Source organism: Luteimonas sp. gir (assembly GCF_037198055.1).
Taxonomy (GTDB): Bacteria; Pseudomonadota; Gammaproteobacteria; order Xanthomonadales; family Xanthomonadaceae; genus Luteimonas; species Luteimonas citri_A.
On the sequence record NZ_JBBAXQ010000006.1, the window covers coordinates 140,197 to 152,928 of the forward strand.

The following is a 12,732-nucleotide window of genomic DNA, read 5'->3' on the forward strand; positions in this document are numbered from 1 at the left end:
TACGTATGCAGTGCGCTGCCGGGTCCAAACCCCGGGACTACCATGGCCGCCAATCGCGGGGCCTGTCCGATCCATCGCGTTCCGATGCCGACGGCTCGCCCCGAACACTGCCTGCTGGACACCCTTGGGAGGGGAGATGTCGAAGCTCGATCGCAATCTGCTCAGCGTTGCGCTGTCGTCTGCGCTGCTGATGCTCGCAACCGGCGCACACGCGCAGACCACCACGTCCACGTCCACGAACGAGACCGACACCGCCTCGACGCAGACGCCGACTTCCGGTGGCGACGCCGTGCAGCTCGACAGCGTGCGTGTCACCGGCATCCGCCGCGGCATCGAACTGTCGATGGATACCAAGCAAGCCGAGGACACCATCGTCGAGGCGATCTCGGCCGAGGACATCGGCAAGCTGCCCGACACTAGCATCGCCGACTCGCTGGCGCGCCTGCCCGGCATCTCGGCACAGCGTTTCGGCGGCCGCCCGCAGGAGCTCAACATCCGCGGTTTCGCCGGCGATTTCTCCACCGCGCTGCTCAACGGCCGCGAGCAGGTGAGCTTCGGCAACAACCGCGGCGTGGAGTTCGACCAGTACCCGTCCGAACTGATCAGCCAGGTCGTGGTGCACAAGACCACCAATGCGCAGCTGGTCGGCCAGGGCCTGTCGGGCACAGTCAACATGAAGACCGTCCGCCCGCTGTCGTTCGGCGAGCGCGCGATTGCGGTGAACGTGCGCGGCGACATGAACAAGCTGGGCGACGACAAGGAATACGGCAGCCGCGCCAGCATCTCGTACATCGATCAGTTCGCCGGCAACACCGTCGGCATCGCGCTCGGCTACGCCCGCCTCGACAGCCCGAACCTCGGCCACCAGTTCGAGTCGTGGAACTTCAACAAGGAGTACCCAGGCTACGCGGGCAACGCCGTGCTCGGCGGCACCGCCGCCTATGCCATCGAAGGCAGCAATCGCCGCGACGGCTACATGGCGGTGCTCGAGTTCCAGCCCAACGAGCGCCTGCACTCCACCATCGACCTGTTCTACTCGCAGTTCGATCGGCAAGAGAACAAGTACGGTCTGCAGACCGGCCTGGCCTATGGCCGGGCAACCCTCGACGACGCCACGCTGAGCCCCAATGGCACCACGATCGATTCGACCTGGTCGCAGATCGCGCCGATCGTGCTGCGCAACGACAGCAACACCATGGACGACCGCCTGCTGTCGTTTGGCTGGAACACCGAGCTGGAGGTCAACGCGAACTGGACGCTGACCACCGACGTCAGTCACTCGCGCGCGCGCCGCGCCGAGCAACTGTTCGAGGTCTACGCCACGCCGCCAGCCGGCGTCACCAGCTCGGGCCGCTACGTGTTCAATCCCGAGGGCTGGTACGACATCGACCTGGACTACGACCTCGGCGCACCGGGCGGCTTCGTCCTGCGCGATCCCGACCGCTGGGGCGGCGAGCGCGACCAGGCCGGCTACCTGAAGAACTTCGAGGTCCGCGACCAGATCAGTGCGTTCCGGGTCGACCTCGAGCGCCGTTTCGATGCCGGCTTCGTGTCCGCCCTGCGCTTCGGCGGCAACATCACCGACCGCCGCAAGAGCCGCGCCTCGACCGAGTACACCCTGTGCGTCACCGACGCCTGCACTGGCGATCTCAGCGTTGCGATCCCGGGACAGTACGTGCGCAGCAGCGCCTTCGGCTTCGCCGGCATTCCGACGATCCTCGACCTCGACGAGCGCGCGATGCTCGCCGCCGGCGTCTATCGCCCGTGGCGCAAGGACGATGCGGCGATCAACGACAAGAACTGGGAGATCCACGAAGAGATCGGCACGCTCTACGTGCAGGCCGACATCGACACCGATCTCGGCCCGGTGCCGCTCAAGGGCAACGTCGGCGTGCAGGTGGTCAACGCCAGCCAGCGCTCGACCGGCGTGGCGACGTTCGAAGGCGCGGCGCTGGAAGCGCCCAGCGAGCGCGGCGCCGACCACGTGCACTACCTGCCGAGCATGAACCTGTCCTTCGGCCTGCCCGCCGAGCAGTTCCTGCGCGTAGGCGCCTCGCGCCAGATGGCGCGCCCGCGCATGGACGAACTCACCGCAGGCGGGAGCTACAGCATCGACCGCAGCCGCGACCGCTGGACCGGCAGCGGCGGCAACCCCGAGCTCGATCCGTGGCTGGCCAATGCCTACGACCTCTCGTACGAGAAGTACTTCGGCAACGAATCGATCGGGCGCGGCTACGTCAGTGCGGCGTACTTCTACAAGGACCTCAAGACCTACATCTACCGTCAGACGACCGCGTTCGACTTCAGCCAGCTGCCGCTGCCTCCCGAACTGCCGGGCAACCTGCCGCCGTCGTGGATCGGCGAGTACAGCCAGCCGGTCAACGGCGAGGGCGGCACGATCAAGGGCTGGGAGTTCGCCGTGTCACTCCCGCTGGGCCTGCTGTGGGCGCCGCTGGAAGGCTTCGGCTTCATGGGCAACTACTCCGACACCGAGAGCGACATCGCGCCCAACGGCCCCGACAGCTCCGAGCCCCTGCCCGGCCTGTCGAAGTACGTCTCCAACGTCGCGCTGTACTACGAGCGCTACGGCTTCTCGGCCCGCGTGTCGCAGCGCAGCCGCTCCGACTTCCTCGGCGAGGTCCAGGGCGCCGGCGGCGACCGCACCAAGGTGATGTTCACCGGCGAGACCGTGACCGACCTGCAACTGGGCTACGCCTTCAAGAGCGGACGCCTGGAGGGGCTGTCGCTTCTGCTGCAGGTCAATAACCTGGAGAACGAGCCCTTCCGCTCGACCTTCGATGGCCTGCAGGAGCGCCCGAACCAGTTCTACGACTACGGCCGCACCTACCTGATGGGCGTCAACTACCGCTTCTGACCCAGACCGGCCGCGTGGCGTCCTGCGCGCAGCCGGCGGCCCACGTCAGGCAAGGCATCTGAACCTGGAGACGCTTGTGCGCCTCCGATGACTGGGCTAGAATGCGCGACCTCGCCGAAGCGGCGGGCAGCAACACCGGGCGGTTAGCTCAGCGGTAGAGCACTACCTTGACATGGTAGGGGTCACAGGTTCGAACCCTGTACCGCCCACCACGCAAGACCCAGCCTTCAGGCGTCTTCGTGGCATCAGACAAACCCGGCCATCGTGCCGGGTTTTTCGTAGGTGCACAGGTTGGATATGGATTGCCCGGCGGGCCTACGGGACGTTGACGCGACCTGTCGAACCCAGAGCCCCACCGGGAGTGCCCTCGGCGGGACATGGCCGCATGCGATCACGCGATCAGCCGGATTGTGTCCCGGCCTTCAACGGATCGCCGCTTCCGGTTCACCTCTTCGACCAGGTCTACCTCTCCGAGCTCGACCATCGCGGTCAGGTGATCGCGACTGGTCACGTTCCTCCTTGTAATTCCTTTATAACTGGTCAGCTTCACCACAGCCCCGGCCACCTTGCCCACAAAAAACCCCGCACATGGCGGGGTTTCGTGTCAATCGTGGATGTGATGGTCAGCTACAAGCCAGCTCATGCTCAATGGCCTGATCGATCAACTTGTTCATGCTCACGCCACGCGCAGCAGCCGCCACGGCGAGCTCTTCGTGCCTCTTCTTTCCGACACGAAGATTGAAGGTACCCGAGAAGTCTTTCTCCGGCTCGATGCCGCGCTCCTCGCAGATGGAGAGGAACTCACGCAGCGAGCGAGCGCCCTCCGCCTTCAGCTTGGCAACCGTGTTGGCATAGAAGTCGGCGTTTCCATTCAACCCGACGAACTCACCACGGAACATGTCGATGTCAGGATCGTAAGAAATCACGGCCCAATGGCCATCGATCTTCACCTTGTTGACGTTGCTCATGGCTTGACTCCGTTGGACTCCAGTATTCGCCTGATGCTGGCAACAGCTCCTTTATCCGTCACAGGACGAGGATGGGGGCGGTGGAAGACGAACACCTGCTCCCGCCAGATGAAGGCCACGCGGGAACCCTCTCGCTCCTCACGCTCCGCACCCAAAGCCACCAGCAGGGCTTCAACATCCGCCCAACGGATCGTGCCGAGCACCGGCCGATGGTAGATGGCGGCAAGAGTCTTGGCATGCTTTGCCTTCATGGGATCGATGGTACTGGAAAATGGTACTGAATGGCGCAGTATGGGGACAATGGCAGTTCAGGTGCTCGCCAGGAAAACGAGGTCCCGCCCGCCCCCCCCCCCCGGCGACACTGTCGCAATAGGCCATCGTGCTGTTGAAGTCGCCCACTGAGTCGAGCATAACGACTCACGACCCATCTCTTGGACAGACAGACCCACGCATTGCCGCCACGCATACGGGGAGGCTCGTCGAGCCCTCCCGGATACCCTGATAACGATCAGGGCCCAATCCCCGGCGAACCTGGCGAGACTCGGCCACTCAATAGTGATAGCGGGCCTGCGCGATCATCAGCACGTCGCCGTCGACCTTGTAGACGATCCGGTGCTCGTCATTGATGCGCCTCGACCAGTAGCCTGCGAGCGCGTGCCGAAGCGGCTCGGGCTTGCCGATGCCCTGGAAGGGATCGCGCTGGATGGCCTTGATCAGCTCGTTGATGCGCTTGAGCAGCTTCTTGTCGGCCTGCTGCCAGTAGAGGTAATCCTCCCAGGCATCCTCCGAGAATTGCAGGATCACTCGATCAGGTCCCGCACCTGTCCGCCACCGGATTCAAGCTGCGCGATCGAACGCAGCAAGCGCTGCGCGCTCTTGGGGCTGCGCAGCAGATAGGCGGTTTCCTCCATGGCCTTGTAGTCCTCCAGCGAGACCATGACCACCGACTGCGAACGCCCGCGCGTGATGATGACCGGCTCGTGATCGTTGACCACGCGCTCCATCGTGTCGGCCAACGTGGCGCGGGCGGCGGTGTAGGTCAGGGTATCCATGGCGGCCATCTCGATATGTACGGGATAACGTACATGGAAGCAGATGAACATTCAACCAATTCAGCAACTTGCGGCCCCACCCTCCACCAGCGCAGTCATCGGGCGCGGCGCGCCATGCCTCGCAAGACATGCGCACGGCCGACACGCCTCCCCTACGGGCCTCGGGAGCGTGCCGGCCGATGACGGCGCTTACCCCAGCGCCGCCGCCTTGATCTTCTGGATCTGGTCGCGCAGGCGCCCGGCCTCTTCGAACTCGAGATCGCGTGCGTGCTGGTACATCTGCTGCTCGAGCGTCTTGAGCTTGGCGGCGAGCTTGTCGGGCGACAGCACCGCGTAGTCCTCGGCCGGCTCGGCGACCTTGCGGCCCTTGCCGCGGCCTTTCTTCTCAAGCTCGGGCTCGGCGCGCGCGCCTTCCATGATGTCAACGATCGCGCGTGCGACAGACTTGGGCGTGATGCCGTGCTCGGCGTTGTACTCGACCTGCTTCTGGCGCCGGCGGTCGGTCTCGTCGAGCGCGGTCTGCATCGAATTGGTGATGCGGTCGGCATACAGGATGGCCTTGCCGCGCAGGTTGCGGGCGGCTCGGCCGATCGTCTGGATCAGCGATCCCCCCGAACGCAGGAAGCCTTCCTTGTCCGCATCGAGGATCGCGACCAGCGACACCTCGGGCATGTCCAGGCCCTCGCGCAGCAGGTTGATGCCCACCAGCACGTCGAACTTGCCCAACCGCAGGTCGCGGATGATCTCCACCCGCTCGACAGTGTCGATGTCCGAGTGCAGATAGCGCACCTTGACGTCGTGCTCGCTCAGGTACTCGGTCAGGTTCTCGGCCATGCGCTTGGTCAGCGTCGTGATCAGCACCCGATCGCCCATCGCCACGCGCTCGCGGATCTCACCGAGTACGTCGTCCACCTGGGTCGCGACCGGCCGGATCTCCACCACCGGGTCGATCAGACCGGTCGGACGCACGACCAGCTCCACCACCTGGCCCTGTGACTTCTCCATCTCGTAGCTGCCGGGCGTGGCCGAAACGAAGATCGCCCGCGGCGAGCGCCCTTCCCACTCTTCGAACTTCAGCGGCCGGTTGTCCAGCGCCGACGGCAACCGGAAACCGAAGTTGACCAGCGTCTCCTTGCGCGAGCGGTCGCCCTTGTACATCGCCCCGATCTGCGGAACGGTGACATGCGACTCGTCGATGACCAGCAGCGCATCGGGCGGCAGGTAGTCGAACAGGCACGGCGGCGCCTCGCCCGGCATGCGCCCGGTGAGGTGGCGCGAGTAGTTCTCCACACCATTGCAGTAGCCGACCTCGGCCATCATCTCCAGATCGAACTGGGTGCGCTGCTGCAGTCGCTGCGCCTCCACCAGTTTGTTCTCCGCGTAGAACTGCTCCAGCCGCGGCGGCAACTCGGCCTTGATCGCCTCGATCGCATCGAGCGTCGTGCGCCGCGTGGTCACGTAGTGCGATTTGGGGTAGATCGTGTAACGCTGCAGCGTGCGCCGGGTCTCGCCGGTCAGCGGGTCGAACTGGGTGATGCGCTCGATCTCGCCGTCGAACAGCTCGATGCGCAGCGCCTCGGCGTCCGACTCGGCCGGGTGCACGTCGATCGTCTCGCCGCGCACGCGGTAGGTACCGCGGCGCAGTTCATGGTCGTTGCGGCTGTACTGCATCTCGGTCAGCCGACGGATCAGCTCGCGCTGATCGATGCGCTCGCCCCGGACCATGTGCAGCACCATCCGGAAGTACTCGTTCGGATCGCCCAGGCCGTAGATCGCCGAGACCGTGCACACGATGATCGCGTCGCGCCGCTCGAGCAGCGCCTTGGTCGCCGACAGCCGCATCTGCTCGATGTGCTCGTTCACCGAGCTGTCCTTCTCGATGTAGGTGTCCGACGACGGCACGTAGGCTTCGGGCTGGTAGTAGTCGTAGTAGCTGACGAAGTACTCGACCGCGTTGTGCGGGAAGAACGACTTGAACTCCCCGTAGAGCTGGGCGGCCAGGGTCTTGTTCGGCGCCATCACCAACGTCGGCTTCTGCACCCGCTGGATCACGTTGGCGATCGTGTAGGTCTTGCCCGAGCCGGTCACGCCAAGCAGTGTCTGATGCGCCAGACCGGCCTCGAAGCCCTCGACCAGCTGCTCGATCGCCCGTGGCTGGTCGCCGGCCGGCTGGTAGGGCGAGACGAGCTGGAATCCGGCAGGTTGGATGGCGTCGTTCATGGCGTCTGCGATGCGAGGAAGACTGGAAATGGGGGCGACCGGCGCTGGCAACAACCGCCGGCGCGGGGAACCCCTGACGATAGCAGCCGGTGGTTTCCGACACGTGGAGGCGGCATGCACCGAGCGAAGGTGCCAGCCGGACCGGCGATGCTGACCGTTCCCGTTCAGGAGGATCGGCCATGCACAGCGAACGCGGCGTCACATTATTCGAACTGATGTGCACGCTCGGCGTGCTGCTGGTACTCGTTCTGGTCGGGGTGCCCGCCTTCGCGCAGGCAGTGGCGGCCTACCACGCGATATCGGCGGCCGAGCACCTCAGAGCCGACCTGGCCCTCGCCCGCAATGCCGCCATCACCGGCGGCAAGAGCGTCGTCGTCTGCCCGCGCACCGAGGACAACCGATGCCGCGACGACGGCGCCTGGACGCTGGGCTGGGTGGTGCTGCGGGACCCGGACCGCGATCTCACCGCCGACGCCGACCACGACCTGCTGCGCGTCGCCAGCCCGCCTGGGCTGGCGAAGGGCGAACTCGCCTTCGAGGCCAACCGCCCCTTCGTGCGCTACCGGCCGGACGGCCGCAGCGTCGGAACCAACTTGACCATCGCCGTCTGCAGCGCCGGACGTGTGCAGCGCCAGCTCGTCGTCAACAATGCCGGGCGCGTCCGGACCGAACGGGCCCGGGAGGCCGCGTCGTGCGGCGCGGGTTGACGCCCCGCCCGGCCGCGCTCGTCACCGCGGAGGCACGCGCCGTCTCAGGCGCTTGACCTCCCGCGACGAACCCTTAAACTACGCGTCCCCGCCCGAATAGCTCAGCCGGTTAGAGCACTTGACTGTTAATCAGGGGGTCGTTGGTTCGAGTCCAACTTCGGGCGCCAAATTCGAAAAAGGCCTGTGCAGTGCACAGGCCTTTTTCTTTGGCCGCCTCGCTGGCAACCAGTGCTGGACGGACCCTACGTGTCGACGAGGACCGACGGCGACATCTGCCCGCAGCGCCCTGCACTCACCAGCAACCAGCCGTCGTAGGCGCTCGCTCCCCGGTGTGGGTGATGCTCAGAATGCCGCAGCGGGTGTCCTGGGACTTCTGAGTCCCCTGCGGCTCTGCACTCAGCTTGTAACTGCGAGCGGTCACCTCAGCGAGCTTGATCGTATAGAAGTTGGCCGTCTCGCTGTCGCATGCAAACGCAGTTGGTGCTCCAGCCGCGTTGTACGCCAGCTTGCTGGTATAGAAGCGCTCCATCTCCTGCGCGGCTTGCATCAGGCACGCGGCGCCTCCGGCGCGGCGTGTCTTGACGATGTGTTCGCGATAACTCGGAAACGCGATCGCGGCGAGAATGCCGATGATTGCGACGACGATCATCAGCTCAATTAGGGAGAAGCCTTGGCTCCGCGACCATGGTGAATGCTGCATTCGAGAACCAAGCAACTGGTTGCACATGATCAATCCCTCCTGATCTCGCGCCAGGAGACGCGCTCCCAACGTGGCCTTATCGTTGGAGTTGAAGATACATCCCCTCCGCCCGAGCCGCCGACCACGAGTCGCCCACGAACCAGGTTAGGCAACGTGGGCATACCGATTCCGGGACTGATGGAGCCGATAGGCACGCCGCCCACAATCTCATCGCTAGTGCTTCCATCCCCATCCAGATCGAAGTACGAGCTTCCGGCACTCGTCCCCGTGAATGCATCCAGAGCGTTGATGTAACCGGCGCCGCCAGCTTCGCAGACACTTCCAGTCGGCATCATGCTGGCCGTCACCAGGTAGCCGGAAGTCACCTGCGAATCCTGGACAATGCGCTCGCCGGCTCCGGGAAGATCAATGTACCACCCCTTTATGGATTCGCGATTATTCGGCCTCGCCTGAAACCCCCTGACCTGCGTACCATTCTGCTCTCCGGTAACCGTGATCTTACGCGCCACCAGATCATCGCGGGTCCAAGGCGCTTTGGCAGGCTCTACGAACCCGTACATGCTTTGAGGAGTCGCATTGCTCGGATCAGCATCCGAGGCAGTGAGGAAACGACCGGTCCCGAAGAAGATCCAGCGATCAAAAGTTCTCGGACTCGTCGCCAATGCAAGCCCCCCCGTAATGGGTTGCGGCTTGCCTTTAGCATCTAATGCAGTAAAGAGTTTCGTAGAAGCCCAGGACGTGGCGCTCTCATCACTCAGATCAAACTTCCATACGTTTCCAAGCATGTCGCCCGCATAGACATAGGCGATCGTCCGGCCATCCGGACCAAACACCGCTGTCGGCGTAGAAAGGCCGTTGGGCTGATCCTTCGAACCGGCGCCTGTGTCGATCTCCTTGATAACTTTACCCGTCTCCAGATTCAGGACGACGAGCACCGCCCGATTGTTCTCGCTGTTGACGCCATTGGAAATGATGACTGCGGCGCCCCCCCCTTGCACGCGACCAAGAACAGGCCTCCCCATCACAAGACCCATGTTCTTTCCAGGCGTCTCTGCGAGCTCCCACTTTACATGCGTGGTAGCGAACTCATCCGCGCGCGTGACGTCAAGCGAGAACACACCCTTGCCACCTTTGCCTAGCGTGCCCACCAAGATGTTCTTCTTTGGTGTAAGGCTTTCCGCACTTACAACCACCGGCCCGTCAACGAAGAACCGATGCGCGTAATCAGGACGACTAATACTGGCCAACTTGGATAGATCCACGAGGCCTGGCACATAGGCAAAGACTTCAACGCCGTTGCTGGCATCGAAAGCGTGAAGCATGCCATCGTTGGCACCGACAAATACGAACTCCCCTCGCGCATTCTTGAGATAGGCGGGGGATGAGCCAACAATGTCCCCGAGCAATGAGGTTCTATTCCTCAGGCTACCTGCACCGCCGCGCTCTTCGAGGCGGGTATCACCCTTGATGTAATCGGCATTAGCCTCACCGGTGACGGGATAGGTCACATCATTCGGTCTCGCCAGCGCAGCAACCTGGGCCGTGGTTGGAAAACTGGCCCCAGCCCTCCCATCGAACGTGAATACCTTCTGGCTCCTAGTTTTGAATTCGGGTACCGACGCTGTCCACAGCTCATCTGTCGGAATGCCTGACGTCGTGACCGAACGGGCGCTGACCGAACCTGTCCAGATCCCAGAAACATAGCTGGCATTGAAGACCTTTGTCCCTGCGTCCAGTGAAACGGAATTGGTGGCGACATTGGAATAAGAACTCGTCCGCTGCGTGATGGTAGCCAGCGCAGCCCCCAGCCCCTTGACGAACTCACTTGTATTGTTGACTTGGTAGAACTGGCCTCGACTGTTGACTGCCGCATGCCAAAGATCGTCGATACGACCGGGAACAGAAGCACCGCCACTGGTATCTGAGGGCACGATACTCGGCCAGGAAACGGCGCCGGATACCAGCTTAGGCAGGTCAGAACGCGGATCGAGCACACCCTTGGCACCGATCGAAACACCAAAGGTCACCATGTGCTGCCAGAACGCAGGATTGGCCGGCGAGGACGGCACAACATTGCTCATGTCAGGGCGCAGATCGCGCTTCCAGTAGTACATCGCAACATCTGCCAAGGTATTTCCCTGGCCATCAGAATACGGCCGACCTGCCTTATAGGTATAACTCTGCCCTCGCGGGCCGGTGATCGTCGTTCCATCCGAATTATCGGAGTTCTCAGGTGCTGTGAATTTATATCCAGGCAACGCATTGGAGCTCATGACACTCGAATTCAAGTCATTCCAGAAACCGTCCGTTGTCAGGATGGAGAAATTCTGGCGGCACGCATAAGCGAGCTGGTCTTCTCCGGACAACGGACCATATGGACCACTCGCATCCGTCCGCTCGAAGTACTTGCCCGCCTGATCCAACGCACGGCGCAATGGCGTACCGCCATCCGAGGTGGCCGCAAACAGTCGCGAGTACCATGTCGATCGGCTAGTGGTCGCTGCAACACCGCGCCCCCCCGGCGTATCCACAAAACGTCCGTCATTCCCATCATTCACCGGAATGAGGAAATTGCTGCGATTTTGGATGGTCTGATAACCCACGCGGACGGCGCCACCATCCAGCCCTGCGAATGCGGCACTGGCTCCGGCCTTGGCCGCCTTCATCCTGGTCCGATGATAGTGGTACCAGTTGGCGAAGTTCTGCCGCTCCTGCTCGTCAGTCCGACCGGTCGGCGTTACGAGTTGGCAATTGACCCAATCGTTTGATCCTGTCCCGGAACCGCAACGATTGCTCACTGCGTAGGTGATACTGAGGGTAACATCCGAGTAACCGCTGTCAGCATAAATTCCTACATGATACGTTCCCGTCAGATTCGTTGTAAATTCGCAGGTTTCACTGTTCCCGCTTGAGTAAGGCCGGCACTGATAGGAATAAAGCGAAGGTGCACTCACCCGTCTTACATACAGATCCGCATCCCCCTTGCCTCCAGATATTGATATCGTTAGCCGAACTGCATCCGATGGAACCGAAAAGCTATAGCGCAGCCAGTTTCCCGTGCTGGCGGACCGACCGGTCAGCGGATAACCACTGACATTCTGGCTCCTGCTCTCCTGCACGCTGCCGTACTCGGCCCGCTCGACTGTCCCATTGGTCAGGATCGTATAGCGATAGTAGTCGCTCTGGTTATTCGACACTGCGCCGGCGGCGATCGGAACGTAAAACTCTTGATTGCTGCTGGACAGATTAGTCGAACCCGTCAGCAGGTCGGCATGCGTGGAGACCGAGGTGTACTCGGCGTTCGCCATGAGCTCGCCATCGGCCTTGGTCCAGGGACGATAGATATTGGCTGGGTTGTAATAGATGGAGTTGTGCGAGTAGGACTGACGTCGCCAGCCGGTAGGAGCGTCGTCCGGCATATAGTCGAACGCCATCGAGCCCGAATCATCCAGGATGAACAGGATGTTCGGGGCAATGCGACTGGCGGTCGTCAACGGGTCGTCTGGGATGGGAAAGCTGGCGTTCGCAGTCGACACAAGCAAGGCCATCGCGCACGCAATAGGCATTACCCACCATTTACGGTGCGAGCCGAGGTGGGTATCGCGGCGACCCTGTCGGGACTTGATGACGGCTTTCATGTTCAATTCCCCGCAGCCGGGATCCGACTGATGATATTCGCCTGCAATGTGACGTCCGCACGCCCTTCCGCGCCGCTACGCGCCGTGATCCTGTAGATGGGGTTCTGACAGTTCAGTTCGTGCGCGGGCCCCATGTTTTCGCAGGCTCCCGGAACGGCAGGCCCCTTACCGAGATATTCGACCCAGTACTCCGGCGCGACTGCCAGACCGGGGTTAAAAGCACCGCTCGGTACCTTTTTCCAGGATGCCGCCGAACCCGTCGGACACACGCCCAGGTTCTTGCAGTGCGTCGCGGTCGGCGTGATATTGTCCCAGGTCTGATCCGGCGCCTTTACATCGGGCACGACGCCGAGCACATTTTCCTGCGCATAGCGCAGGGCCGCTTCAGCGGCCTCGAACGCGAGTCCACGGTCGCGGGTATTCGCGCTCATGCGCTCCTGCAGCGTGGCACTGCGCAGGATCGCGATGCCCAGCAGCGCGGTGATGACCAACAGCACCATCACCACGATCAGAGAAATGCCGCGCTCGGAAGCGCGGCCGGACGCAAGGCGGACACCTGGCGGCATCCATCG

The 12,732-nt window shown here is 62.8% G+C and carries 10 protein-coding genes and 2 tRNA genes; 4 read left to right on the forward strand and 8 right to left on the reverse strand.

What is annotated here, in order from left to right; all coding sequences use genetic code 11:
• Nucleotides 1-136: 136 nt before the first annotated feature.
• Both WAF18_RS10115 and WAF18_RS10120 read left to right on the forward strand, forming a co-directional pair.
• Nucleotides 137-2,875, forward strand: coding sequence for a TonB-dependent receptor (locus WAF18_RS10115; RefSeq protein WP_337244975.1), 2,739 nt, complete (start codon nt 137-139; stop codon nt 2,873-2,875).
• A gap of 137 nt (nt 2,876-3,012) precedes the next feature.
• A tRNA-Val gene (locus WAF18_RS10120) sits at nt 3,013-3,087 on the forward strand.
• Between the two features lie 411 nt (nt 3,088-3,498).
• Here the strand turns inward: WAF18_RS10120 and WAF18_RS10125 are convergent.
• From WAF18_RS10125 to uvrB, 5 genes are all read right to left on the reverse strand, one after another.
• Nucleotides 3,499-3,843 (reverse strand): type II toxin-antitoxin system HicB family antitoxin, encoded by a 345-nt coding sequence (locus tag WAF18_RS10125; RefSeq protein WP_337244976.1) that lies wholly within the window; start codon nt 3,841-3,843, stop codon nt 3,499-3,501.
• Nucleotides 3,840-4,094 (reverse strand): type II toxin-antitoxin system HicA family toxin, encoded by a 255-nt coding sequence (locus WAF18_RS10130; protein WP_337244977.1) that lies wholly within the window; start codon nt 4,092-4,094, stop codon nt 3,840-3,842. The genes WAF18_RS10125 and WAF18_RS10130 overlap by 4 nt, the downstream gene beginning before the upstream one ends.
• 298 nt (nt 4,095-4,392) lie before the next feature.
• A complete protein-coding gene (locus WAF18_RS10135) occupies nt 4,393-4,647 on the reverse strand; it encodes a Txe/YoeB family addiction module toxin (RefSeq protein WP_337244978.1) in 255 nt (84 codons plus the stop codon).
• Entirely contained in the window at nt 4,644-4,895 is a 252-nt protein-coding gene (locus tag WAF18_RS10140) for a type II toxin-antitoxin system prevent-host-death family antitoxin (protein ID WP_183426158.1), read from the reverse strand. The genes WAF18_RS10135 and WAF18_RS10140 overlap by 4 nt, the downstream gene beginning before the upstream one ends.
• Nucleotides 4,896-5,084: 189 nt before the next feature.
• Nucleotides 5,085-7,115, reverse strand: coding sequence for an excinuclease ABC subunit UvrB (gene uvrB / locus WAF18_RS10145; RefSeq protein WP_337244979.1), 2,031 nt, complete (start codon nt 7,113-7,115; stop codon nt 5,085-5,087).
• A 179-nt stretch (nt 7,116-7,294) separates the two neighbouring features.
• On the opposite strand from uvrB, the gene WAF18_RS10150 reads away from it, so the two are divergent.
• Both WAF18_RS10150 and WAF18_RS10155 read left to right on the forward strand, forming a co-directional pair.
• Nucleotides 7,295-7,822 carry a GspH/FimT family pseudopilin gene (locus tag WAF18_RS10150; protein ID WP_337244980.1) on the forward strand — a complete coding sequence of 176 codons (528 nt, stop codon included), beginning with the start codon at nt 7,295-7,297 and terminating at the stop codon, nt 7,820-7,822.
• A 90-nt stretch (nt 7,823-7,912) separates the two neighbouring features.
• Nucleotides 7,913-7,989, forward strand: a tRNA-Asn gene (locus tag WAF18_RS10155).
• A gap of 125 nt (nt 7,990-8,114) precedes the next feature.
• Here the strand turns inward: WAF18_RS10155 and WAF18_RS10160 are convergent.
• The 3 genes from WAF18_RS10160 to WAF18_RS10170 are packed head-to-tail and all read right to left on the reverse strand — an operon-like array spanning nt 8,115 to nt 12,726.
• Nucleotides 8,115-8,549 carry a type IV pilin protein gene (locus tag WAF18_RS10160; protein WP_337244981.1) on the reverse strand — a complete coding sequence of 145 codons (435 nt, stop codon included), beginning with the start codon at nt 8,547-8,549 and terminating at the stop codon, nt 8,115-8,117.
• A gap of 2 nt (nt 8,550-8,551) precedes the next feature.
• Complete coding sequence (locus WAF18_RS10165) at nt 8,552-12,160, reverse strand: PilC/PilY family type IV pilus protein (protein ID WP_337244982.1); 3,609 nt, start codon at nt 12,158-12,160, stop codon at nt 8,552-8,554.
• A gap of 2 nt (nt 12,161-12,162) precedes the next feature.
• Nucleotides 12,163-12,726, reverse strand: a complete 564-nt coding sequence (locus WAF18_RS10170) for a PilX N-terminal domain-containing pilus assembly protein (protein ID WP_337244983.1) — start codon at nt 12,724-12,726, stop codon at nt 12,163-12,165.
• Nucleotides 12,727-12,732: the final 6 nt, after the last annotated feature.

Excerpts from the sequence above, each read along its gene's own strand:
- WAF18_RS10115 (WP_337244975.1), top strand. The coding sequence starts at position 137 with ATGTCGAAGCTCGATCGCAATCTGCTCAGCGTTGCGCTGTCGTCTGCG.
- WAF18_RS10125 (WP_337244976.1), bottom strand. The coding sequence starts at position 3,843 with ATGAGCAACGTCAACAAGGTGAAGATCGATGGCCATTGGGCCGTGATT.
- WAF18_RS10130 (WP_337244977.1), bottom strand. The coding sequence starts at position 4,094 with ATGAAGGCAAAGCATGCCAAGACTCTTGCCGCCATCTACCATCGGCCG.
- WAF18_RS10140 (WP_183426158.1), bottom strand. The coding sequence starts at position 4,895 with ATGGATACCCTGACCTACACCGCCGCCCGCGCCACGTTGGCCGACACG.
- uvrB (WP_337244979.1), bottom strand. The coding sequence starts at position 7,115 with ATGAACGACGCCATCCAACCTGCCGGATTCCAGCTCGTCTCGCCCTAC.
- WAF18_RS10150 (WP_337244980.1), top strand. The coding sequence starts at position 7,295 with ATGCACAGCGAACGCGGCGTCACATTATTCGAACTGATGTGCACGCTC.
- WAF18_RS10160 (WP_337244981.1), bottom strand. The coding sequence starts at position 8,549 with ATGTGCAACCAGTTGCTTGGTTCTCGAATGCAGCATTCACCATGGTCG.
- WAF18_RS10165 (WP_337244982.1), bottom strand. The coding sequence starts at position 12,160 with ATGAAAGCCGTCATCAAGTCCCGACAGGGTCGCCGCGATACCCACCTC.
- WAF18_RS10170 (WP_337244983.1), bottom strand. The coding sequence starts at position 12,726 with ATGCCGCCAGGTGTCCGCCTTGCGTCCGGCCGCGCTTCCGAGCGCGGC.